Annotated in this window: 18 protein-coding genes, 1 pseudogene and 1 riboswitch; of the genes and pseudogenes, 4 read left to right on the top strand and 15 right to left on the bottom strand. The window is 70.1% G+C overall.

Annotated features, from left to right (window positions below; translation table 11 throughout):
• The first annotated feature begins 137 nt into the window (after positions 1-137).
• The gene (gene glmU / locus AB0I53_RS24850) at positions 138-1,652 is read left to right on the top strand and encodes a bifunctional UDP-N-acetylglucosamine diphosphorylase/glucosamine-1-phosphate N-acetyltransferase GlmU (protein ID WP_358607368.1); all 1,515 of its coding nucleotides are present in this window, start codon (positions 138-140) and stop codon (positions 1,650-1,652) included.
• 38 nt (positions 1,653-1,690) lie between these two features.
• Positions 1,691-2,662 carry a ribose-phosphate diphosphokinase gene (locus tag AB0I53_RS24845; protein ID WP_218157324.1) on the top strand — a complete coding sequence of 324 codons (972 nt, stop codon included), beginning with the start codon at positions 1,691-1,693 and terminating at the stop codon, positions 2,660-2,662.
• A gap of 183 nt (positions 2,663-2,845) precedes the next feature.
• On the opposite strand, the gene AB0I53_RS24840 is transcribed toward AB0I53_RS24845, so the two are convergent.
• Both AB0I53_RS24840 and AB0I53_RS24835 read right to left on the bottom strand, forming a co-directional pair.
• The gene (locus AB0I53_RS24840; protein ID WP_358607365.1) at positions 2,846-3,460 is read right to left on the bottom strand and encodes a malonic semialdehyde reductase; all 615 of its coding nucleotides are present in this window, start codon (positions 3,458-3,460) and stop codon (positions 2,846-2,848) included.
• Positions 3,461-3,597: 137 nt separating this feature from the next.
• Positions 3,598-4,233, bottom strand: a complete 636-nt coding sequence (locus tag AB0I53_RS24835) for an NAD(P)H-binding protein (protein ID WP_358607362.1) — start codon at positions 4,231-4,233, stop codon at positions 3,598-3,600.
• 366 nt (positions 4,234-4,599) lie between these two features.
• Between AB0I53_RS24835 and AB0I53_RS24830 the strand changes: the two genes are divergently transcribed.
• Both AB0I53_RS24830 and pth read left to right on the top strand, forming a co-directional pair.
• A complete protein-coding gene (locus AB0I53_RS24830) occupies positions 4,600-5,202 on the top strand; it encodes a 50S ribosomal protein L25/general stress protein Ctc (RefSeq protein WP_358607359.1) in 603 nt (200 codons plus the stop codon).
• 300 nt (positions 5,203-5,502) lie between these two features.
• A complete protein-coding gene (gene pth / locus AB0I53_RS24825; protein WP_358607356.1) occupies positions 5,503-6,078 on the top strand; it encodes an aminoacyl-tRNA hydrolase in 576 nt (191 codons plus the stop codon).
• A 73-nt stretch (positions 6,079-6,151) separates the two neighbouring features.
• Here the strand turns inward: pth and AB0I53_RS24820 are convergent, their stop codons facing one another.
• The 13 genes and pseudogenes from AB0I53_RS24820 to AB0I53_RS24760 form a co-directional block, all read right to left on the bottom strand.
• Positions 6,152-7,804, bottom strand: a complete 1,653-nt coding sequence (locus tag AB0I53_RS24820) for a fatty acyl-AMP ligase (RefSeq protein ID WP_358607353.1) — start codon at positions 7,802-7,804, stop codon at positions 6,152-6,154.
• Positions 7,805-7,990: 186 nt separating this feature from the next.
• A complete protein-coding gene (locus AB0I53_RS24815) occupies positions 7,991-9,772 on the bottom strand; it encodes an ABC-F family ATP-binding cassette domain-containing protein (protein WP_358607351.1) in 1,782 nt (593 codons plus the stop codon).
• Positions 9,773-9,890: 118 nt separating this feature from the next.
• Complete coding sequence (locus AB0I53_RS24810; RefSeq protein ID WP_358607552.1) at positions 9,891-10,847, bottom strand: 4-(cytidine 5'-diphospho)-2-C-methyl-D-erythritol kinase; 957 nt, start codon at positions 10,845-10,847, stop codon at positions 9,891-9,893.
• A gap of 136 nt (positions 10,848-10,983) precedes the next feature.
• Positions 10,984-11,793 carry a MetQ/NlpA family ABC transporter substrate-binding protein gene (locus AB0I53_RS24805; RefSeq protein WP_358607348.1) on the bottom strand — a complete coding sequence of 270 codons (810 nt, stop codon included), beginning with the start codon at positions 11,791-11,793 and terminating at the stop codon, positions 10,984-10,986.
• Positions 11,794-11,872: 79 nt separating this feature from the next.
• Complete coding sequence (locus AB0I53_RS24800) at positions 11,873-12,556, bottom strand: ABC transporter permease subunit (RefSeq protein WP_358607345.1); 684 nt, start codon at positions 12,554-12,556, stop codon at positions 11,873-11,875.
• Positions 12,553-13,569, bottom strand: a complete 1,017-nt coding sequence (locus tag AB0I53_RS24795) for a methionine ABC transporter ATP-binding protein (RefSeq protein ID WP_358607342.1) — start codon at positions 13,567-13,569, stop codon at positions 12,553-12,555. The genes AB0I53_RS24800 and AB0I53_RS24795 overlap by 4 nt, the downstream gene beginning before the upstream one ends.
• Positions 13,570-13,813: 244 nt before the next feature.
• A riboswitch (SAM riboswitch) is annotated at positions 13,814-13,903 on the bottom strand.
• A 175-nt stretch (positions 13,904-14,078) separates the two neighbouring features.
• Positions 14,079-14,948: a 16S rRNA (adenine(1518)-N(6)/adenine(1519)-N(6))-dimethyltransferase RsmA gene (gene rsmA, locus AB0I53_RS24790; protein ID WP_358607338.1), complete on the bottom strand. Its 870-nt coding sequence runs from the start codon at positions 14,946-14,948 to the stop codon at positions 14,079-14,081.
• Positions 14,949-15,067: 119 nt separating this feature from the next.
• Entirely contained in the window at positions 15,068-16,564 is a 1,497-nt protein-coding gene (locus AB0I53_RS24785; RefSeq protein ID WP_358607335.1) for a transglycosylase family protein, read from the bottom strand.
• A gap of 586 nt (positions 16,565-17,150) precedes the next feature.
• Positions 17,151-17,399: pseudogene (locus AB0I53_RS24780) on the bottom strand (transglycosylase family protein); the annotation flags it as partial.
• Between the two features lie 288 nt (positions 17,400-17,687).
• The gene (locus AB0I53_RS24775; RefSeq protein ID WP_358607333.1) at positions 17,688-18,527 is read right to left on the bottom strand and encodes a TatD family hydrolase; all 840 of its coding nucleotides are present in this window, start codon (positions 18,525-18,527) and stop codon (positions 17,688-17,690) included.
• Positions 18,528-18,598: 71 nt separating this feature from the next.
• Complete coding sequence (gene metG / locus AB0I53_RS24770; RefSeq protein WP_358607330.1) at positions 18,599-20,392, bottom strand: methionine--tRNA ligase; 1,794 nt, start codon at positions 20,390-20,392, stop codon at positions 18,599-18,601.
• 145 nt (positions 20,393-20,537) lie between these two features.
• Positions 20,538-21,389 carry an alpha/beta fold hydrolase gene (locus tag AB0I53_RS24765; RefSeq protein WP_358607327.1) on the bottom strand — a complete coding sequence of 284 codons (852 nt, stop codon included), beginning with the start codon at positions 21,387-21,389 and terminating at the stop codon, positions 20,538-20,540.
• 192 nt (positions 21,390-21,581) lie between these two features.
• The gene (locus AB0I53_RS24760) at positions 21,582-22,607 is read right to left on the bottom strand and encodes a DUF4185 domain-containing protein (RefSeq protein ID WP_358607324.1); all 1,026 of its coding nucleotides are present in this window, start codon (positions 22,605-22,607) and stop codon (positions 21,582-21,584) included.
• Between the last annotated feature and the right edge of the window lie 190 nt (positions 22,608-22,797).

The raw sequence follows: 22,797 nt of genomic DNA, 5'->3' as shown, positions 1-22,797 counted from the left end.
GACAGGCGCGCAGGGGCACCGGAGCCGAGGGGGCACCGGGCCGGTTACTCTTCACCCGCTTGGACGCAACAGGCACAGTCGGCCCGACGGCTGAACCACGCCGCCGAGCCGCTTCTAGAGATCAAGGGAGAGCGCTGATGCTCCAGGGCGACACCGCCCAGCCCTCCTCCCGCAGCGATGCGTCTTCGGAAACCGTCAGCACGATCGTGCTCGCCGCGGGCGAGGGCACCAGGATGCGATCGGCGACACCGAAGGTGCTGCACCGGCTTGCGGGCAGGCCCCTGGTCGAACACGCCGTGCGCGCCGCGGCCGGTCTCGACCCCGACGCATTGGTGGTCGTGCTTGGGCACGGCCGCGACGCCGTGGCCGAGCACCTGACCGGCCTGGCCGACTCTCTGGACCGCCCGGTCGGCACCGCGGTGCAGGAGGAGCAGCTCGGCACCGGACACGCGGTCTCCTGCGGACTTTCCGAGCTGCCCGCCGACCTCACCGGCACGGTGCTGGTCAGCTACGGCGACGTGCCGCTGCTGGACAGCGAAGCGCTGCGCGCCCTGCTCGCCGAGCACCGCGACGCCGGCAACGCCGTCACCGTGCTGACCGCGGTCGTCGACGACCCGACCGGCTACGGCCGGATGCTGCGCGACGCCGACGGCCGGGTGACCGGGATCGTCGAGCAGAAGGACGCCACTGCCGAGCAGGCGGCGATCACCGAGATCAACTCCGGCGTCTACGCCTTCGACGCGGAAGTGCTCACCGACGCGCTGAAGCGGCTTTCCACCGACAACGCCCAGGGCGAGCTCTACCTGACCGACGTGCTGTCGATCGCGCGCGCGGACGACCGTCCGGTCGGCGCGCTGATCTGCGCCGACCCGTGGCTGGTCGAGGGCGTGAACGATCGGGTGCAGCTGGCCCGCCTCGGCGCCGAACTCAACCGCCGGCTGCTGCTGCGCTGGATGCGCGCCGGCGTCACGATCATCGACCCGAACTCGGTGTGGCTGGACTGCGACGTGGAGCTGGACCGCGACGTCCTGCTGGAGCCGGGCGTGCAGCTGCGCGGCGGCACCAAGATCGGCGAGGGCGCGATCATCGGCCCGGACACCACGCTCACCGGCTGCGTGATCCACCCCGGCGCGTCGGTGGTGCGCACCCACGGCGAGGGCGCCGAGATCGGGCCGGACGCCAAGGTCGGGCCGTTCGCGTTCCTGCGCCCCGGCACCCGGCTCGGCACCAAGGGCAAGATCGGCACCTTCGTCGAGACCAAGAACGCCGCGATCGGCGACGGCACCAAGGTGCCGCACCTGAGCTACGTGGGCGACGCGACGATCGGCGAGAAGAGCAACATCGGCGCCGCCACGGTCTTCGTCAACTACGACGGGGTGGCCAAGCACCACACCGTGATCGGATCACACGCCCGGACCGGCGCGGACAACATGTTCGTCGCCCCGGTGGAGATCGGCGACGGCGCCTACACCGCCGCCGGCTCGGTGATCACCCAGGATGTCCCGCCCGGCGCGATGGCGGTCGCCCGCGGGAAGCAACACAACATCGAAGGCTGGGTCGCCAGACGCCGCCCCGGCACCGCCGCAGACCAGGCCGCACAACAGGCTTTGTCGAAAGAACCAACCACCAATCCGACGAATGACGCCCAATGACGGGCGTCTTACGGGGAGGGACGATGACCGTGAGTGCGATGTCTGCGACCCCGAAGAAGAGCCTCAAGCTCTTCTCCGGCAGCAGTCACCCGGAACTTGCCGAGGAGGTGGCCAAGCAGCTCGACGTAACGGTCACGCCCCAGGCTGCCTACAAGTTCGCCAATGGCGAGATCTTCGTGCGCTACGACGAGTCGGTTCGCGGGTGTGATGCCTTCGTCATCCAGTCGCACTGCAACCCGCTCAACGACGCGATCATGGAACAGCTGATCATGGTGGACGCGCTCAAGCGCGCCAGCGCCAAGCGCATCACCGTGGTCATGCCGTTCTACGGCTACGCCCGCCAGGACAAGAAGCACAAGGGCCGCGAGCCGATCTCGGCGCGGCTGATGGCGGACCTGTTCAAGACCGCCGGCGCGGACCGGATCATGGCGGTGGACCTGCACACCGACCAGATCCAGGGCTTCTTCGACGGCCCGGTGGACCACCTGATGGCCCAGAAGCTGCTGGCCAGCTACATGCGCGACACCTACGCGGGCGAGCAGATCACCGTGGTCTCCCCCGACTCGGGCCGGGTCCGGGTGGCGGAGAAGTGGGCCGACGACCTCGGCGGCACGCCGCTGGCGTTCATCCACAAGACCCGCGACCCCAGCAAGCCCAACCAGGTGGTGGCCAACCGCGTCGTCGGTGACGTCGAGGGCCGGCTGTGCGTGCTGGTCGACGACATGATCGACACCGGCGGCACGATCACCAAGGCCACCGAGCAGCTGCTGGCGGCCGGCGCGAAGGACGTCATCATCGCGGCCACCCACGCGGTGCTGTCCGGCCCGGCGGTGGAGCGGCTGTCGTCCTGCGGCGCGAAGGAGGTCGTGCTGACCAACACGCTGCCGATCCCGGAGGAGCGCCGGTTCCCGAACCTGACGGTCCTGTCGATCGCCCCGCTGGTCGCGGAAGCGATCCACCAGGTCTTCGAGGACGGCTCGGTCACCAGCCTCTTCGACGGCCGCGCCTGAGCCGCTGGTTCCAGGCGCACCCGCGGCGATGGCTCGTGAGCGTTTTGGAGTGCCATAGCGATCCAAAACGCTCACGAGCAAGAGCGCGAACAGAACGGCCCCGGTCCAGCTGGACCGGGGCCGTTCTGTTTTCGGAATTTCCCGAATTCGCCTGAAATTGGGCGTCGCCGCGTCCGTCCCGGCTCAGACGGTGGTGACGACCTCGTCGTAGTCGAGGCGGGGCAGGCGGTCGAACCAGGGGTTCTCGCCCGGCTTGCCGATGTTCACCACCACCAGCGCCTGCTGGTTGCCGCCCGGGAAGAACTCCGCGTCGAGGCCCGCCTTGTCGAAACCAGTCATCGGGCCGGCCACCAGCCCGGCGGCGCGCACGCCGAGGATGAAGTACGCGATCTGCAGGCTCGCGTTGAGCTTCGCATTGGTCAGCCGGAGCTCTTCGTTGCCGGCGAACATCTCCCGAACGCCCTCCGCGTGCGGGAACACCCGCGGCAGGTTCTCGTGGAAGTCGGTGTCGGCGGCCAGGATCGCCACCAGCGGGGCCTTCTCGGTCTTGACCCGGTTGCCCTCCATCAGGTGCGGCAGCAGCCGCTGCTTGCCCTCTTCGGAGCGCACCAGCACGATCCGCAGCGGCTGCTGGTTCATCGATGTCGGGGCCCACTTGACCAGGTCGTAGATGGCCTGGATCTGCTCGTCGGTGACCGGCTCGTCGCTGAAGCTGTTGGCGGTGCGGGCCTCGCGGAACAGCAGGTTCTGGGCGTCCGCGCCGAGCACCAGCTGCTCGGTCTGGTCGATCGCGGTCATGAACTCACTCCTGGAGCGGTCGGGATTCTGGGGATCGCCCACGCGCGGAGCGCGGGCCGATCCGTCCTATACCAACATTGCTTGAGCTTTCAAATATTCCGGAACCGGCCTACTGTGACCGGCGCCACGACGACGCGTCAGTAGCCGACCGTGAAGCGCTGCCGCCGGTGCGCGGGCTTCTCCAGCTCGTCGACGAACGCGATCGCGTAGTCGTCGCCGCCGATCGCGGAGTTGCCGTCGGCGTCGGTCACCAGCACGTCGCCGCCGAGCCGGTAGGAGCCGGTCCGCTCGCCCGGAGCGTAGGCCCCGAAGGTCCCCGCCGGGCTGAGGTAGAACCAGTCCACCTCGGCGGGCGCCTGCTGGAGCGCCGCGAGCACCTCGGCGTGCGCGCCGGCCTCCGGCTTGAACTCGTCCGGGAACTCCGGCGTGTCGATCACCCGCGGGCCGCCCTCGGCAACGCGCAGGCTCCCCGCGCCACCGACCACGCCGATCCGCAGCCCGTGCCGCTCGGCCGCCGCGAACAGCGTGGGCACCGCGTCGAGCAGCTTCGTGCCGTCGGGCATCGGCCGCCCCGGGATCGCCACCAGCAGCGCGTCCGCGCCCGCCGCGACGTCGAGCACGAACTGCTCGTCGTGCAGCGAACCCGCCGTCCTGGGCTCGGCCAACGACTCGACGTCCCGGGCCACGCCGATCACCTCGTGACCGCGCCGCTTCGCTTCCCGCAGGATCCCGCCGCCGGCGTAGCCGGTCGCGCCGAACAGAACCAGTCGCATCGCTTCCTCCTCGTGTGCTGGTCATCGACGCTAACCACCGGTTACCGGTGACTTCAACGTGCGCTGAGTTCCTGCGGGTAACCATTGGCCGGAGAGGGCCGGAACCGGGTCGGGTCACCCGTGCGAAAACGACTATGCAAGCACCGTTTAGACTATTCGGGTTGCCTCGGCGAGGTCGGGACGTTCGCCCGGCGTGATCGGCGCGGTGGCACGGTGGCCGCCGACCAATTTGGTTGGTGCACTGATGTCGCTCACACCCCGGGTGCCCGTTCGGCACCGCGTCGTAATCACGCCAGTAGCGCGCCCCACCGCCGCAGGCCAGCGACCAATTCACGTTCCGCCCGACGTCATGAGGAGTGCACCACCGTGTCCGAGGTACGTATCGCCGTCGAGCAGCGCACCGAGTTCGGCAAGGGAGCGGCTCGCCGCACCCGCCGCGCCGGCAAGATCCCCGCGGTCCTCTACGGTCATGGCTCCGACCCGAAGCACCTGTCCCTGCCTTCCGTGGAGTTCGCCCGCGCCATTCGCGAGAACGGGCACAACGCGGTGCTGACGCTTGATGTGTCCGGCGGCGACAGCGAGCTCGCGCTGACCAAGACCATCACCACGCACCCGATCAAGAACTACATCGAGCACGTCGACCTGCTGCTGGTCAAGCGCGGCGAGAAGGTCACCGTCGCGGTGCCGGTCGTGCTTTCCGGCGAGGCCGGCCCCGGTGGCCTGGTCAGCCAGGAGATCACCGAGGTCGAGATCGAGGCCGAGGCCCTGCACATCCCCGAGCAGCTGGAGCTGTCGATCGCCGGTGCCGAGATCGGCACCCAGTTCCACGCCTCCGACATCCAGCTGCCCGCGGGCGTCACGCTGCAGGCCGACCCCGAGGCGCTGGTCGTCAACGTCTCCGAGGCCGCGGCTTCGATGGCCGAGGAAGCCGTCGGGGCGACCGAAGGCGAGACCGCCGAAGAGGCCTGAGCCTCCGACGTCGGGCGCACCGCGCGCCGTCCCGAACCGTTCGGTCGGGACGGCGCGCTGCGTGCCATCTAGGGTCTGTTCCACAAGCGGCGTCAGCCGCTTGCGGTGTGGGACTCAGCTCGCACCGCCGCGGGTTCTCAGGCGTCTCCTCGCGAGGACAGCCCCGACGTGGTGAATTGGCATTCATGATGTCGGGGATCCCGCAGCGAGAAGGCGACGGTAATTCCCGCAGGGGGCCGCCACCCGCACCGCCACGCAAGCAATCTTCGGCACAGTCCTTAGAGCAGGAGACTTCTTCCCGTGAGCACTCCGGATTCGGTCGCTTTGATCGTCGGACTCGGCAATCCCGGGCCGCGCTACGAGGGAAACCGGCACAACATCGGTTTCCTGGTCGCCGACGAGCTCGCCGACCGGGTCGGCGGGAAGTTCAAGGCGCACAAGGCCGGCGCCGAGGTCGTCGAGGGACGGCTGGCCGGTGCGCGCGCCGTGCTGGTGAAGCCGCGCTCGTTCATGAACCTCTCCGGCGGCCCGGTGGCCGGCGCGGTGAAGTTCTACAAGGTGCCGCCGGAATCCGTGATCGTGATCCACGACGAGCTCGATCTGCCGTTCGGCACCATCCGGCTCAAGCGCGGCGGCGGCGAGAACGGCCACAACGGGCTGCGTTCGATCAGCAAGTCCATCGGCACCCGCGACTACCTGCGGGTCCGCTTCGGCATCGACCGCCCGCCCGGCCGGATGGATCCGGCCGACTACGTCCTGAAGGACTTCTCGGGTGCCGAGCGCAAGGAGCTCGCGTACTTCATCGACGTCTGCGCGGACGCGGTGGAAGCCCTGGTCACCAACGGCCTCGAAGCCGCCCAGAACCGCTTCCACTGACACCCCAGGCGGCGATTTCGCGCGAAATCGCCGCCCCCGGTGACCACCGGATCGGCGCGATCGTCCACATTGGTCAGTTGCTGGGGACCAGGGACGCGGTGGCGGCTCGTTTGAGCTTCCCGGACGGGGTTTTCGGCAGCGAGCCCGGAGCCAGCACCACGACCGCCGACGGGCGCACGCCCACCGCGTCGACGATGCGCGCCGCGACCTCCTTGCGCAGCGCCTTCTCCGCGGTCTCATCGCCCGCCAGGCGCGACTCCAGCACCACCGCGAACCGCTCGCGCCGGCTCCCGGCGTCCTGCCGGACCGCGGCGGCGTTGCCCGCGCGCACGCCCTCGACCTGGCAGGCGGCCCGCTCGATGTCCACCGGGTAGATGTTGCGGCCGCCCATGATGATCACGTCCTTGCGGCGCCCGCAGATCACCACCTGGCCGTCGACCAGGTAGCCCTCGTCCCCGGTGTCCAGCCAGCCGTCATCGTCCTGTGTGGACAGCGGGCCGTCCATGGTGAGGTAGCCCGGCGTCACCGCCGCGCCCCGGATCCGCAGCCGCCCCACCTGCCGCTCCCCCAGCCGCCGGCCGGAGTCGTCGACGACGTCGACCTCCAGGCCCGGCAACGGGTTTCCCAGCAGCGCGAACCGCCGCGCCCGCTCGGCGTCCGGCGACACCGGCTCGGCCCGCCGCTGCTGCTCCAGCGCGTCCGCGTCGACGGCGTCGACCTCCAGCCCGCGCCCCAGCGGCGCGAACGACACCGCGAGCGTCGCCTCGGCCATCCCGAATGCGCACACCATGCAGTCCGAGTTCAGCCCGAACCGGGCGCCCGCGTCGGTGAACGCCTGCGCCGCCGCCGGATCGATCGGTTCGGCGCCGTTGAGCGTGAACCGCAGGCTCGACAGGTCGAAGTCGCCGTCGTCGGCGCGGGCCATCCGGCGGCCGACGATGGCGTAGGCGAAGTTCGGGGCGGCGGTCACGGTCGCCCCGTACCGGCTGATCAGCTCGGGCCAGAGCAGCGGCCGGGCCAGGAAGTCCGCCGGGGTGACCTTGACCGCCGACATGCCGATCGCCATCGGCACCGTCAGGCAACCGACCATCCCCATGTCGTGGAACAGCGGCAGCCAGGACACGGCGACGTCGCGCGCGGGATCGAGCTGGGCGGCGGAGACCATCGCCCGCAGGTTGGCGAAGAGGTTGCCGTGGGTGATCCGCACGGCCTTGGGATCGGCGGTGGAACCGCTGGTCAGCTGCAGCAGGGCGGTCGCGTCCTCGTCGACGTCGACCAGCTCGGCGATCGGTTCGCCGCCGGTGAGCCCGGCCAGGTTCCGGCAGCCGATCGCGTTCTCCTCCAGCACATCGGCGAGCTGCTCGAACGGGGCGCCCAGCAGCACCAGCCGGGCGCCGATCATCTTGAGCACCCGGACGGTGTCCTCGGCCCAGTGCGCGAGATCGGTGCGCGGCGTCGGCTGGTGCAGCATCGTCACGCTGCCGCCGCCGAGCCACACGGCCTGCACGGCGGGAGCGATCAGGCCGGGATCGGCCGCGAGGATCGCGACGACCCGCCCGGGCCCGAGATCGTCGCCCAGCGCGCCGGCCATTCGCAGCGCGTCGGCGTGCACCTCCGCCCACGTCCGGAACCACGGCTCATCGGGCTCGCCCGTCGTGAGCCCCCGCGCCTCCGGGCCGGAGTTCTCCCGTGCGGACGCCACCAGTGTCTCCACGAACCGACTCATGTGACGCAGCTTACGAGCACCGTGATCGCGCGCACAGGTTTCGGCACAACGCCCAGCACATCGAGCGCGCCCGAAGCGCCTCGCGACGGCGAAAGTCCCGATTTCAGGCAAGATCGAGGGCTCGCGCCGCGCCTTCCGAAACGTGAGGAAGGTGCCCAATTTCAGGCGAAATCGGGCACCGCCAGGTCAGCCGAGCTGGTCGGCGAGCTCCATCCAGCGCATTTCGACTTCGTCCTTCTCCTGCTGAAGCCCGCGCAGCTCCGCGTTCAGCTCCGCCAGCCGCTCCGGCGCTGTCGCGGCCTCCGCGAGCTTCTCGTGCAGTAGCGCCTCGCGCTCCGCGAGCTTGTCGAGCTGACGCTCGCAGCGCGCGAGCTCCTTGCGCGCCGCGTGCTCCTCCGCTCCGGAGAGCCCTCGCGGCTTCGCCGCGCCCGTCGCCTGCTTGCCGACGCTGTCTTCGGCGGCTCCCAGCAGCGACTGCCGCCGCTGCAGGTATTCGTCGATGCCGCCCGGCAGGTGCGTGAGGCTGCCGTCGCCGAACAGCGCGTGCACGCTGTCGCACACGCGCTCCACCAGGTAGCGGTCGTGGGAGACGACCACCAGCGTGCCGGGCCAGGTGTCCAGCAGGTCTTCGAGCTGCTGCAACGTGTCGATGTCGAGGTCGTTGGTGGGCTCGTCGAGGACCAGCACGTTCGGCTCGGCCATCAGCAGCCGGGCCAGCTGCAGCCGGCGGCGCTCGCCGCCGGAGAGGTCTTCGACTGGCGTCCACTGCCGGCCCTTGCCGAACCCGAAGCGCTCGCCGAGCTGCGAGGCGGACAGCTCGTACTTGCCGAGCGTGACCCGCTCGGCGACGTCTTCGATCGCCTCCAGCACCCGCCAGTGCCCGGGCAGGTCGTGCAGTTCCTGGGTCAGGTGCGCCAGCCGCACCGTCTTGCCCTCGGTGCGCTTGCCCGCGTCAGCTTCGCGTTCTCCGGCGAGCAGTTTGAGCAGCGTGGTCTTGCCGGAGCCGTTGACGCCGACCAGGCCGATCCGGTCGCCGGGGCCGATGCGCCAGGTGACTCCGTCCAGCAGCGTGCGGTCGGCGATCCGGAGGTCGACGTCCTCCAGCTCCAGCACCGTCTTCCCGAGGCGCCGCTTGGCGAACGCCACCAGCTCGACGGTGTCGCGCGGCGGTGGCACGTCGGCGATCAGCGCCTCGGCGGCCTCCATCCGGTACCGGGGCTTCGAGGTGCGGGCCTTCGCGCCGCGCTGCAGCCACGCGAGCTCCTTGCGCGCGAGGTTCTGCCGCTTCTCCTCGGCTTGCTGGGCGATGCGGGCGCGTTCGGCGCGGGCGAAGACCCAGTCGGCGTAGCCGCCTTCGTACTGCTCCACGCGGCCCTGGACGACCTCCCAGGTGCGGTTGCAGACGGTGTCCAGGAACCAGCGGTCGTGGGTGACGATCACCAGCGCGCACTTGCGCTCCAGCAGGTGATCGGCCAGCCAGTGCACGCCTTCGATGTCCAGGTGGTTCGTCGGCTCGTCGAGCACCAGCAGGTCCAGGTCGCGCACCAGCGCGGCGGCCAGCGCGACGCGGCGGCGCTCGCCGCCGGAGAAGTCGGTGACCGGGGTGTCCAGTCCGAGGCGGGTCATGCCGAGGCCGCTGAGCACCGAACGCACCTGCGGATCGGCGGCCCATTCGTGCTCGGCGCTGAAGCCGTGCGGGTCGAGCACCGCGTTGCGCACCGTGGAGTCGGCGGGCAGCTCGGTGCGCTGCGTGACGACCGCCATCCGCAGGTCGCGGGTCTGGCTGGCCCGGCCGCTGTCGGGCTCCGCGATGCCGGCGAGCACCTCCAGCAGCGTGGTCTTGCCGCCGCCGTTGAGCCCGACGACCCCGATGCGCTCGCCCGCCGAGACTCCGAGCGAAACGCCGTCCAGCAGCGGGCGCACGCCGTAGCTCTTGCTGACCGATTCCAGATTGACCAGGTTCACCATCGGGTGTTCGTCTACTCCATCAACTGCGTTGCGTGATCAGGGCTGGGCCAGGGACGATTTCGCGAGAAATCGACGTTCACCCGGGTGACGGGTGATTTCTCGCGAAATCGGCACCTCGCTAGGCGTGGACCTGGGGCGGGGTGGGTCGGTGGGTGGGCTCTTCGGAGACCACTCGGGCTCCCGGGACGGGGCCGTGGGCGACGCGGACCGTGCGGCACACGCCCGCGCCGGAGAGCTCCGCCGCCACCCGGACCGCCGCGTCCGCGTCGGTGCAGAGGAATGCGCAGGTTGGGCCCGAGCCCGAGACGATGCCGGCGAGCGCGCCGGCCTGCACGCCCGCGCGCAGCGTGCGCCGCAGCCCGGGGCGCAGCGACACGGCCGCGGCCTGCAAGTCGTTGCCCAGCAACAGGGCGAGCTGCCGCGGGTCGCCGGAGGCCAGCGCCTCCAGCAGCGGCTCGACCTCTCCGACGCGGTTCGGCTTCGACTCCGCCCGCAGCCGGTCGAGTTCGGTGTAGACGCCGGGCGTGCCCAGACCGCGGCGATCGAGTGCGATGACCCAGTGGTAGGTGTGCCGCGCCAGCACCGGCACGAGCCGCTCACCGCGACCGGTGCCCAGCGCCGTGCCGCCCTGCAGCGAGAACGGGACGTCGCTGCCCAGCTTCGCGGCGATCTCGCTGAGGTCGTCGCGGCCCAGCTCCAGCCGCCAGAGGTGGTTCAGCGCCAGCAGGGTCGCCGCCGCGTCGGCGCTGCCGCCGGCCATCCCGCCGGCGACCGGGATGCCCTTGCTGATCGACAGCCGCACCCCGGGTTCCTCCGGATCGCGCCCGCTGTGCTCGGCGAGCAGCTGCACGGCCTTCCAAGCGAGGTTGCTGGGGCCGGTGGGCACCGAGTCCGCGCCGTCGCCGTGCACGTCGATGCCCGGTTCCTCGGCGACCAGCACGGTGACCTCGTCGGTCATCGACAGCGCTTGGAAGACGGTGACCAGCTCGTGGTAGCCGTCCGGGCGCGGGTCACCGACCGACAGGTGCAGGTTCACCTTGGCCGGGACGCGAACGGTGATGGGGGTAGGAACCACGGAGAGCACTCTTAGAGCGTACGTGTCGGGGAAAGCTCGCCGCCGACTTCCCTGCGTACAGGACCGGAAAATACGGTGAAAGGCACCGCCGGGCGATCAACTCGCTCGAAGGTGCCCTTCACCGCGGATGCTCCGGTCAGGCCGCCGGGATGACGGCGACGCCGCCGTACTTCTGGTTGATGAAGTCCTTGACCTGCTGGGAGCGCAGCAGCTCGGCGAGCTTCTGGATCCGCGGGTCCTTCTCCAGCGCCGGGCTGGTCACCAGGCCGTTGGCGTACGGGTTGTTCTCCGGGCTCTCCACGACGACCGGGTTCTGCAGGTTCGCCTTGATCGCGTAGTTGCCGTTGACCACCGCGGCGGCGGCGTCGTCCACCGAGCGCGGCAGCTGGTCCGGCGAGAGGTCCTTGAACTTGATGTTCTTGGGGTTCTCGGCGATCGCCGACTCCAACCGGGTGCCCACCGCGGCCTCCGGCTTGAGCTTGATCAGGCCGCCCTGCTCCAGCAGCTTCAGGCCGCGGAACTGGTTCGCCGGGTCGTTGGACAGCGTGACCGTCGCGCCGTCCTGGACCTCCTGCAGCGACTTGACCTTGTTCGAGTACACCGCCAGCGGCTCCAGGTGAACGGCCTGGATCCAGACGAAGTCGCCGCCGCGCTGCTTGCGGTACTCGTCCAGGTAGGGCTGGTGCTGGAAGTAGTTCGCCTCCAGCTCGCCGTTCGCGACGGCCTCGTTCGGCCGGTTGTAGTCGTCGAACTTGACGATCTCGATGTCGAGCCCGGCCTGCTGCGCCAGGTTGTCCTTGACGTACTGCAGGATCTCGCCGTGCGGCGTCGGGCTGACCGCGACCCGCAGCGGGGCGTTCGGGTCGGTGGAGACCTGGCTGCCGCCGCCGCACGCGGCCAGCACCACGCCGGCCGCGGCCACCAGGGCGGCAAAACGCAAACGCATCAGAGTTCGTCCTTTCTGGACAGTGGTTGGGAAGTCATCCCAGTCGAGAGAAGAATCAGGTGGGCGTCGCCCACGCGGGTCAGCTCGTCGCGCTCCGGCGCCGGTCGACGAGCTTCGCGGTCCGGTCGGTGATCAGCTGCATCGCGAAGGCCAGCACACCGAGCACGACCACCGATCCCCACAGGATCCGGTCGTCGTAGCCCTGGTAGCCGTCCTGGATCGCGGTCGTGCCCAGCCCGCCGCCGCCGATCGCGCCCGCCATCGCGGCGTAGCCGACCAGCGCCACCGCGGTGACGCCGACCGCGCCGACCAGCGCGGCCCGCGCCTCGCCGAGCAGCACCGTCCAGACGATCCGCAGCCGGCTCGATCCGGTCGTGATCGCGGCCTCGACCACGGTGAAGCTGACCTCGCGCAACGCGTTCTGCGTCAACCGCGCGAAGAACGGGACGGCGCCGATGGTCAGCGGCACGATCACCGCGGTGCTGCCGATCGACGTGCCGATCAGCAGCCGGGTGAACGACGCCAGCACCACCAGCAGAACGACGAACGGCACCGAACGCACCACGTCGACGACCACGCCGAGCACCCGGTACAGCACGGGCTTCGGGTTCAGGCCGACCGGCGAGGTCAGGTGCAGCAGCACCCCGAGCGGCAGGCCTCCCAGCACCGCCAGCAGGGTCGACACCAACACCATGTAGAGCGTTTCGACCGTCGCTTCACCAAGAATTCCAACGACCTCCGACCAGGGGGTCACATCACTCACGCAGCAGCTCCGTCAACGCACACCGGGGCGCGTCGCACATGCGCGTCCCGCTCGACCATCCACTTCAGGGCCGCCTCGGCTCGCTCGCCGGTCAGGCCGACCTTGAACTTAGCCACGGGCGTGTCGCCCAGCCTGGTCAACCCGCCGCCCAGGATCGCGAGTTCGACCCCGAACTGGCTGGCTGCCTCCGGCAGCAACGCGCCGACCGCGGCGAATCCGACCAGCACGACCTCGGCGACGACGTCGTGCCGCCCGCCCGGCCGCAGCGAATCACCCTGGTCGGTGCCCGGCAGCAGCGAGTCGCCCACCCGGCTGCCCGGCTCGGCGACCAGGTCGATGACCTTGCCGTGCTCGACCACCCGGCCGTCCTCCAGCACCGCGACGTCGTCGGCGATCTTGCGCACCACGGCCATGTCGTGGGTGACCACCAGCACGGTGACGCCAAGCTCGGCGCGGGCGCGGTCCAGGACCGTGAGCACCGAGTCGGTGGTGCCCGGGTCGAGCGCCGAGGTCGGCTCGTCGGCCAGCAGCACCGACGGCTTGGCGGCCAGCGCACGCGCCACCGCGATCCGCTGGCGCTGCCCGCCGGAGAGCTGGTCGGGGTAGACCGAGGCCTTGTCGGTCAGGCCCACGAGGTCCAGCAGCTCGCCGACGCGGGTGCGCCGCTGCGGGCCGCTGACACCGGCCGCTTCCAGCGGCAACGCGACGTTGCCCGCGGCGGTGCGCTGCCGCAGCAGCGAATCACCTTGCGGCACAACGCCGATCTGCCGGCGGGCGGCGCGAAGCGCCTTGCCGCCAAGGGAAACCAGGTCGGTGCCGTCGACGCGGATGGCGCCGCCGTCCGGCTTCTCCAGCAACGCGATGCACCGGGCCAGGGTCGACTTGCCAGCCCCGCTCGGACCGACCACGCCGCACACCGCGCCGGCCGAAACCTCCATCGACACGCCGTCGAGGGCGCGGACGGTTCCGTTGTTGTGCTGGAAAGACTTGGTCAGGTTCTCGACTGTGATCACGATCGGCTCCACATCAGCTCGCGACGGCCGCGCACACGCAAGGGCGGCAGGCCAAGGAACTTCGGAAAGGGAGGAAGGACTGGGTCACATCTCGCGACGACAGGCGGTGGTGGTGCGACGCCCGTGGTCGATGACGCGACGCTGCGTCAGCAGCCTCCGGATGTGGTTCTGCCGGGATCGGGCCAGCTGTGCTCGGGTCTGACCCGCGGGCGGGCTGGCTAACAGCGCGTTGGACTCCACAACAACTCCATCGGTCCTGGCGTTAGCACCTGCCCGAATCGGGTGGTTGCTGCGGCGTCGCGGAGCCAGGTCTCTCGGCCGCTCGGGATGGATTTCCCGAATAGTAGAACCCACTGGCGGATTCCAGCGCAAGTTGATAGCCGTCACTTTCCGAAATCGTCTGCCAAATCACACACCCGGACGAGCGGGAATTTTCCTGGCACACCAGGTGTTGTCGGTGACTCCGAGTAGTGGATCGATCTCGGTTGGCAAGCGCCCGGAAGGGTGGTTCAGTGGCCGCTCTCGGTAGCCGCGGCCTCCGCGATGCGCGCGAAGTCGGCGATCTCCAGCTGCTCACCGCGAATCGACGGATCCACCCCGGCGGCCCGGAGAACGGCCTCCGCGCGCGCCGCGGACCCGGCCCAGCCGGACAGCGCGCCGCGCAACGTCTTGCGCCGCTGCGCGAACGCCGCGTCCACCACCCGGAAGACGTCCTGGCGCGGCGCGGTCGACGGCGGTTCGACGCGCTCGAAAGACACGAGGCCGGAGTCCACATTGGGCACCGGCCAGAACACCTTGCGCGGCACCGGACCCGCGCGCCGCACGTCGGCGTACCACGCGGCCTTGGCGCTGGGCACGCCGTAGACCCGGCTGCCCGGCTTGGCGGCCATCCGGTCGGCGACCTCGGACTGCACCATGACCAGGCCGCGCCGCAGGCTCGGCAACTCGGCCAGCAGGTGCAGCACCACGGGCACGGCCACGTTGTACGGCAGGTTCGCGACCAGCGCGGTCGGCGGCGCCGGGAAGTCCGCGGCGCTCACCCGCAGGGCGTCGGCCTCGATCACGGTGAGCCGATCGGCGAGCGCCGGGGCGAACTCGGCGGCGGTGCGCGGCAGCCGCGCCGCGAGCACCGGATCGATCTCGACGGCCGTCACGGCGCCTGCGGCCGGAAGCAGGGCGAGCGTCAGCGAGCCCAGGCCGGGGCCGACCTCCAGCACGACGTCGTCGGCCGTGACCGACGCCGCGGCCACGATGCGGCGCACCGTGTTCGGGTCGTGCACGAAGTTCTGGCCGAGCTTCTTCGTCGGGCGGATGTCGAGCTCCTCGGCCAACCGGCGCACGTCGGCCGGGCCGAGCAGAGTCGCCTGCTGGTCGTCCACACGGAAAAACTACCCGCGCCCCGAAGCCACCGTCCCCGCACCCCGACCAGCAGAACCGCGAAGGGCACCTACCACCGGATCATCCGGCAAGAGGTGCCCTTCGGGACAACGGGAAATGCTCAGCTGAGGCCGAGCTTGGAGGAGCAGCCCGGCCAGGCTCCGTAGCCGCCGCCTCGGGCCGCGCGGACCTTCTCCGCGACCGCGATCTGCTGCTCGCGGCTGGCCTGGTGCGGGTACGGCGCGTACTGGTCGCCGCCGTAGGCGTCCCAGGTGGACTTGTTGAACTGCAGGCCGCCGTAGTAGCCGTTGCCGGTGTTGATCGCCCAGTTGCCGCCGGCCTCGCACTGCACCAGCTTGTCCCAGACCCCGCTGCTCGGCGGCTGCTTCCCGCCGACGCGCACGACCTTGGGCTGCGCTTCCTTGGTGATCTTCTCGCCGACGGCTTCCCGGCCGGTTTCCTCGCCGTTGCGGGTGGTGACCCGGGTGAACACGATCTTCTCGCCGGGCACGCCGGGGAACTCGACCCGCTCCTCGCCCTTGAACATCGTGTTGTCGACGATCTCCTGCACCGGAGGCGCAACCGGCGTCGTCACGTTGATGACGGTGCTGCCGGTGCGGTCGATGCGCACCTCGGCGCCGGTGACCAGCTTCTGGTCGCCGCCGGGCGTGATCTGGTCCTCGGGGCCGAGCTCGAGCTTCTGCTCCTTGACCAGCTCGTCGATGTTGACGGCGGTCGTGGTCAGCTGCCGCGGCTCGTTCCCACCGTCGAAGACGGTGATGTTCTTGCTGGTCTTGATGACCAGGTCCAGGCCCTGCTCGGGCACGGCCATGGTGCGGTCGGCGGAGAGCCACGCCCCGTCGGCCGGCACGCCGAGCTGGCGCAGCGCCTGGTCCACCGTGACCGAGCGGACCCATTCCTCGCGCTGCTCGCCGTCGACGTTCAGCTTCAGCAGCCGCCCGCGGTCGAGGGTGATGGTGTCGCCGTGGCTGACCTTGGCCTGCGGCGAGGGGCTGAGCGCGTCGTGCTGGCCGACGGCGATGCCCTCGTCCTCGAGCACGTCGGCGACGGTGCCCTCGTAGGTGCTGACGGTGCGCTCGTGCCCGTCGACCTCGACGGTCACCGACTTGTCCATCGCGGCGGCCGCGCCGCCGGTGCCGGTGAGGGTGAGCAGCACGCCGGCCACCGCGCCCTTGAGGAAGCGCCGCTTCCAGGTGGTGATCGCCTCGACGACTTCCTGCGGCGGAGTGTCGTCCTCCTCCGCCTCAGGCAACGCGTCCGGGATGACCAGCGGCGGCAGCACCGTGGTCTCGGCGTTGATCAGCCGGATGACCTCGTCGACGTCGATCTCGGCGGTGGCGAGCATGTCCTCGGCGTCCGGGCCGAGGACCTCGTAGATGTCCGCCGGGGTGATGTCGAGCGCGCCCGGCGGGAAGCTCGGGTGGTCATCAGCCGGGTACCGCTGCGGCTCCGGGCGGTCCAGGAGTCCGACTGCGGTGTGCTGTTCGGCCTGAACCGGGGTGAACCAGTCCGTCGTAGGCTCGAAGGATTCGGCCCAGTAGCCGTCGTCCGACCGGTAGGCATGGCCGGGATAGCTGGGCTCGCCGCGTCCGTTCACAGGGTCGTTACCTCCCGAAGGCGGAAGTCGCGCTCGCGTGATGCGGAACGGGGGCGGTGTCGGGCGAGACCCATGTCGTCGCTCAACTCCCTCGCTCCTCGCGTGCACACAACCTTCGTGCTTCGTGTCTGTATCCGACTCCCGCAGCCAAGCGCCGTCCTAGCCGACCGGAGCTCCTTTGCCCACGGCCCGCTTCCCCGACGTACACCGGCGAGACTTACGGGCGTTCCCCATGACTGGTTGTCATCGGTTACGAGGCCGAGACTCTAGCGTGATCAATGGATGCAGCCAAGGACCCCGATCCAGCTTGTGATCTGCATTACGCCGAGTTGCCGAGCAACCGAGCACGACCAGTAAGCGAGATCGCCCGCTTTTGGTCCATTCGGGGGTACCGTCGGCGGCCCGTTAACTGGGCGACCGGCCAGCTTGGTGACATATCACACGTCCCCGACACCTGCGGTTTCCATGATCGGCACCGCGGGTTCCGGGCCGGGAACGGAGCCCGGCCCGAGCACGCAACGCGCTCGGGCCGGACCCTCCCTCCCCTCACCCGAGGGGTCTGTGCCCCCGCAGCGAGTCGATCACCTCATCGCGGCAATCCCAGCTTCCGCGCGCACGCGGGCCAGGCGCCGAAGCCGCCGCGCGCAACGCGCAGCGCCTCCGCGATGACGATCTGCTGCTCCCGCGACGCCCGGTGCGGGAACCGGTGGAACTGGTTGCCGCCGTGCGCGGCCCAGGTCCGGCGGTTGAACTGCAGGCCGCCGTAGTAGCCGTTGCCCGTGTTGGCGGCCCAGTTGCCGCCCGATTCACACTTCGCGAGCCGGTCCCAAACGCTCGCCCGCGCGGTTGGCGGCGCGCTCGGAGACGCCGCCGCCATCGGCGCCGCACCGCAGACCACGATGCTCGCCACTACCGTCGCCTTCGCGAACAAACCGAACTTCATCGCAATCCTGACTGCCGTGCCTCCGGGCAGGAGGTTCTCCGCCCAGCGGGCGGAATTTCGGGGTGCTAGCCCCCATCCCGGCTTCCGAAGTGGACGGTAGGGACCGCGTCGCGGACTGCAAGCGGGCGCGATTCGGCGCGCAGTATCAAAGAACGGCGAGTGAGAAGAATACGGGTGGGGTTACGCCTGATCGAGCCGAAATACTCGCTCGGCCGTGGCCGTGGTCGCTACCACGAGTTCTTCAAGCGTCATGCCACGGAGTTCCGCAAGGTCCTGAAGGGTGTAATTGACGCAGTACGGCTCGTTCGGGCGTCCACGGAACGGGTGTGGAGTCAGGAACGGCGCGTCGGTCTCCACCACGAACTGCTCCAGCGGCACCAGCTGCGCGGCCTCCCGGAGCGCCTTGGCATTGGCGTTGCGGAAGGTCGCCGTCCCGGCGAAGGACAGCACGTAGCCGGCGTCCACGCAGGACCGCGCGAACTCGGCGTCCCCGGAGAAGCAGTGGAACACCACGGTTTCGGGGGCGCCCTCTTCGGCCAGGATCCGCAGGATGTCCTGGTGCGCCTCGCGGTCGTGGATCATCAGCGGCTTGCCGGCGCGCTTGGCTAGGTCGATGTGCCAGCGGAAGGCCTCCTGCTGCGGCTCCGGCGGCGAGTAGTCCCAGTAGTAGTCGAGCCCGGTCTCGCCGACCGCGACCACCCGGGGGTGCTCGACGAGCTGCTCCAGCACCCGCCGGTCGGCGTCGTCGAAGTCCTTCGTCCGGGTGGGATGCAGCGCCACCGCGGCGAACACCCGGTCGTCCCAAGTGGACGCCTCGACGGCCCACTGCGCGGAGGCGATGTCGTCGGCGACGGTCACCACCCGGCCGACGCCTGCGGCCTGCGCGCGGTCCACGATGGCGCGCACCTCGTCGGGCGTCTTCGCGCCGCACGCGTCGAGATGGGTGTGCGCGTCGACCGCCGAGGCCGGCAGCGCCTCCGGCACCGGCGGCAACTCCCGCTTCTTGTCCCGCTTGCTCATCGCACCTCCCACGCGGTGGAGGGCACCTCCGGGCGGCTCGCCTGCCCGAAGATGCCCTCCACGTCGAAGAATCAGCTCTCGATCGGGGCCCACTCGGGGCCGGTCTCGCCGAGCTTCGGGTCCAGCTTGGCGAACAGCGGCGTCGGCTTCTGCAGCGGCGTGCCGACCTCGATCTCGGTGGACCGCCACGCAGCCTGCTCGCCGGCGTAGTCGCCCATCAGCACCGGGTACTCGATGCTCTCGTCGTCCAGGTCGGTCACCTCGCGGATCTCCGGCTGCGCCGACCAGACCCCGGTGCCGCCGAGCAGCTCGTGCACCTTCTGCGCCGAATGCGGCAGGAACGGGGTGAGCAGCGTGTTGGCGTCGGAAACCACCTGCAGCGCCGTGTGCAGCACGGCGTCCCGCCGGTCCGGGTCGTCCTTGAGCTTCCACGGCTCCTGGTCGGACAGGTACTTGTTCGCCGCCGAGACGACCCGCATGGCCTCCTGCGAGGCGGCCTTGAACCGGGACCGCTGCAGGTGCGCGCCGACGGTGCCGAAAGCGTTGCGGGACAACGCCTTCAGCTCTTCGTCGGCGGCGTGGGGCGCGGTCGGCGCGGGCACCGCGCCGTTGTTCTTCGCGGCCATCGAGATGGACCGGTTGACCAGGTTGCCCCACTCGTTGGCCAGCTCGAAGTTGGTGCGCCGGACGAACTCGTCCCAGGTGAAGTCGGTGTCCTGGTTCTCCGGCCCAGCGACCGAGATGAAGTACCGCAGGGTGTCCGGGCCGAACTCGCGCAGGAAGTCCCGCACGTAGATCACCGTGCCGCGGGAGGTGGAGAACTTCGACCCGCTCATGGTGAGGAACTCGCTGGAGACGATCTCGTCCGGCAGGTTCAGCTCGCCGTACGGGCCGACCTCGCCGCCGCGGTCGCCCTGGCCGTTGTGGCCCATCAGCAGCGTCGGCCAGATCTGGGCGTGGAAGGTGATGTTGTCCTTGCCCATGAAGTAGTAGCCCTGGGCGGCCGGGTCGGTCCACCACTGCTTCCAGGCGTCCGCGTCACCGGTCCGGCGGGCCCACTCGACGCTGGCCGACAGGTAGCCGATCACCGCGTCGAACCAGACGTAGAACCGCTTCATCGGCTGGTCGCGCCAGCCGTCCAGCGGGATCGGCACGCCCCAGTCCAGGTCCCGGCTGATCGCCCGGGGCCGCATGTCCTCGACCAGGTTCTGGGCGAACTTCAGGACGTTGGGCCGCCAGCCGGTGCGCGTGGACAGCCACTTGCCCAGCGACTCGGTGAACGCGGGCAGGTCCAGGAACAGGTGCTCGGTCTCGACGAACTCCGGCTTCTCGCCGTTGATCCGGGACACCGGGTTGATCAGGTCGGCCGGGTCGAGCTGGTTGCCGCAGTTGTCGCACTGGTCGCCGCGCGCGCCGTCGTAACCGCAGATCGGGCAGGTGCCCTCGATGTAGCGGTCGGGCAGCGTGCGGCCGGTGGACGGGCTGATCGCGCCGGTGGTGGTCTTCGGCAGCACGTAGCCGTTGCGGTACAGCGCGAGGAAGATCTGCTGGACGACCTCGTAGTGGTTGCCCGTGGTGGTGCGGGTGAACAGGTCGTAGGACAGGCCGAGGCCCTGCAGGTCCTCGGCGATCACCCGGTTGTACTTGTCGGCGAGCTGACGGGTGGTCAGGCCCTCCTTCTCGGCCTGCACCGAGATCGGCGTGCCGTGCTCGTCGGTGCCGGACACCATGAGCACCCGGTTGCCGGCCATTCGCTGGTAGCGCGAGAAGACGTCCGAGGGCACACCGAAACCGGAGACGTGGCCGATGTGCCGTGGACCGTTCGCATAGGGCCAGGCCACAGCGGTCAACACAGAGGCACTCATGGTGCTTAGCCTACGGTTCGAGGGGTCGTGACCTCGAACCGGTTCTGGTTAATGAAGGTGTTCCGGGCTCGTCCCCCTCAGCAGTGCCGGTAGCGGTGTGAGTGACGAGGGCGGCGAGGGCGGAAGCGGCCGCCGACGACCGGGATCAGCACCGCACGGGCTGGGCGTCGGCGGGGTCGAGGGCGTTGAGCACCATGCGCCCGACGTGCGGGTTGAACGCCACCGCGAGGTGCTCGGAGAAGTCCTGCGGGCAGACGTCCTGGAGCACGATGTTGGTCGCGTTCGGCGCGTCCAGGTGGCCGCTGGTGTACGGGGTGACCAGCTGGTCGTACTTGGTCATGATCGTCGTGTACTCGATACCGGGCACCGCGGCACCGCCCGCGTTGAGCTTCGTCATGAACTCGGAGTCCTTGAAGAACTGGCGGCACGAACCGCACAGCTCGTCCGGGACTTCGCCGACGATCGGCAGCTCCTCGGCCAGCCGGTCGAGCAGCTCCGAGGTGTTCTGCAGCGTCGTGCCGTCGTAGAGCGGGGTGATCGCGACGTAGCGCTGCACCTTCTCCGCTCCGCCCAGGAACTTCAGGTAGTACTGCGGCATCACGGTGCCCTCGGAGTGGCCGACCAGGTCGACCTTCTCGGCGCCGGTGGCGGCCAGCACCCGGTCGACGAAGTCGGCGAGCTCGGGTGCGCTCTCCTCCATCGGCGCGAAACCGCCGGTGACCTGCGGTACCCCGGGCGGGAGGCCGTAGGTCAGGGCGAAGGCGCAGTAGCCCTGGTCGGCCAGCACCGGCCCCAGGTACGCCCAGTTCGTGGTGGCGGCACCGCCGAGGCCGTGGACCAGGACCACCGGCGTCGGGTGCTCGGCGCTGGGCTGGCAGCTCCAGTCGTTCACGCCGGACGGCGCGTCGGCCGTGTCGGGCTGGGCCGTCGCGGGCGTCGCCACCGCGGTGACCGCGAGCAGGGCCGCTAGCGCAGCCAGGACACCTCTGATCCGCATCTTCAACCTCACCTCGTCGTGCGGCTTTTCGATACACAACGGGCTCGGAACCAGGAAGTGACGCGGCCGACCGCAACATCATCCCGACGGCCCAGCCGGCGAGAGCACGCGCGGCTTCAAAGACCCGTGTGCACTTTGTGCTGCTATAGCGACAGAAAGTGCACACGGGTCACTGCTCAACGGGTGGCCGGTTCACGCCAGGTCGGCGCGGAAGAAGTCAACGTTGTACGGGCCCCACTGGGTCAGGGCGAAGTAGATCGCCGGCCGGTCCGCGGCCCACGGATGCTGGAAGCCGCCGTAGAGCCCCGGGCAGTCGGCGCCGGACACCACGACCTCACCGGCGGTCCACGGCCCGGTGAGCTCCGGCGCGGTGCGCAGCACGATCGCCGCGCGCTGCTCGTCGAGGTGCACCGCGAACCACCGGTCGAAGTGCCGGTTGTACTGCACCGACAGCTCGGCGACCGGCGCGGGCAGCACGGGCGCGGCGGCGATCGGGTCGTCGCCCCAGCCGGTGCCGGTCCAGTACTCGTAGGCCGCCGGTTCGAGCAGGTCGTCGGCGCCGACGCGGGCGAGGTGCCCGGCGCCGAACCGGCCGCTCGGGGTGCCGAGCAGGTAGGCGCGGCGGTCCAGCACGCCGGCGAAACCGATCATCTGGAACGGGTGCCCGCCCTGGTCGCGGCGCCGGAACCGGCTCGACCAGGGCTGCCGCGAGTTCGGCCACACCGCCGTCTCCGACTTCGTCCAGGTGGCCCCGCCGTCGTCGGAGTACGCGAGCGCGCCGTAGTTCGTGTGCCACACGCCCGGCATCCCCCACCGCCGCACGGACATGTAGTGCAGGTAGTTGCGGCCGCCGATCGCGATGCCCGCGGTCGGGATCACGGTGTGCTCGCGCACCCCGGTCCGGTCGCCGGGAAGCACCTGCCCGGCCATGCCGTCCGCGCGCGGCAGGACCGAGTCGAACTTCAGGCCGGCGTCCAGATCGGTGTTGGTGGACCGCGCGATCACGTTGTACCGCCAGTCGGCGCGCTTGGGGCCCGCGCCGTGCCCGCCCCAACCGTCGCCGTAGGTGTCCCCGAACGCCGCGAGCACACCGCCCCGGCCGTCGTCCCACATGATCCCGAGATCCGTCGCGTGGATGCCGAACCGGCTGGCCGTGCGGTTGCACGAGTCCTCGCCGGTGATCCTCGTGAGCCTGGTCGCACCGATCACACGCACCATGCGGCCACGGTACGCACGGCGGCCGCGACGCGAGGGAGCAGCGTTTCCGCAGGTCCGGGGCTGTGAGTCTTTTGGGCTGCTATAGAGGCTGTTTGGGATGTGGTGACGTGCGGATGTGGTAACGCGGGCGTTTTGTCTTTGAAGCGGCGCAGCCGCTTAGCCCACCTGGCGCAACCGGCACCGCCGCGGG

Source organism: Saccharopolyspora sp. NPDC050389 (assembly GCF_040655595.1).
GTDB lineage: Bacteria > Actinomycetota > Actinomycetes > Mycobacteriales > Pseudonocardiaceae > Saccharopolyspora.
This window is presented reverse-complemented; position numbering and strand designations above follow the sequence as displayed.

Coding starts and splice junctions, on each gene's coding strand:
- glmU (WP_358607368.1), top strand. CDS start 138: ATGCTCCAGGGCGACACCGCCCAGCCCTCCTCCCGCAGCGATGCGTCT.
- AB0I53_RS24845 (WP_218157324.1), top strand. CDS start 1,691: ATGTCTGCGACCCCGAAGAAGAGCCTCAAGCTCTTCTCCGGCAGCAGT.
- AB0I53_RS24840 (WP_358607365.1), bottom strand. CDS start 3,460: ATGACCGCGATCGACCAGACCGAGCAGCTGGTGCTCGGCGCGGACGCC.
- AB0I53_RS24835 (WP_358607362.1), bottom strand. CDS start 4,233: ATGCGACTGGTTCTGTTCGGCGCGACCGGCTACGCCGGCGGCGGGATC.
- AB0I53_RS24820 (WP_358607353.1), bottom strand. CDS start 7,804: ATGAGTCGGTTCGTGGAGACACTGGTGGCGTCCGCACGGGAGAACTCC.
- AB0I53_RS24815 (WP_358607351.1), bottom strand. CDS start 9,772: ATGGTGAACCTGGTCAATCTGGAATCGGTCAGCAAGAGCTACGGCGTG.
- AB0I53_RS24805 (WP_358607348.1), bottom strand. CDS start 11,793: ATGCGTTTGCGTTTTGCCGCCCTGGTGGCCGCGGCCGGCGTGGTGCTG.
- AB0I53_RS24775 (WP_358607333.1), bottom strand. CDS start 18,527: ATGAGCAAGCGGGACAAGAAGCGGGAGTTGCCGCCGGTGCCGGAGGCG.
- metG (WP_358607330.1), bottom strand. CDS start 20,392: ATGAGTGCCTCTGTGTTGACCGCTGTGGCCTGGCCCTATGCGAACGGT.
- AB0I53_RS24765 (WP_358607327.1), bottom strand. CDS start 21,389: ATGCGGATCAGAGGTGTCCTGGCTGCGCTAGCGGCCCTGCTCGCGGTC.
- AB0I53_RS24760 (WP_358607324.1), bottom strand. CDS start 22,607: ATGGTGCGTGTGATCGGTGCGACCAGGCTCACGAGGATCACCGGCGAG.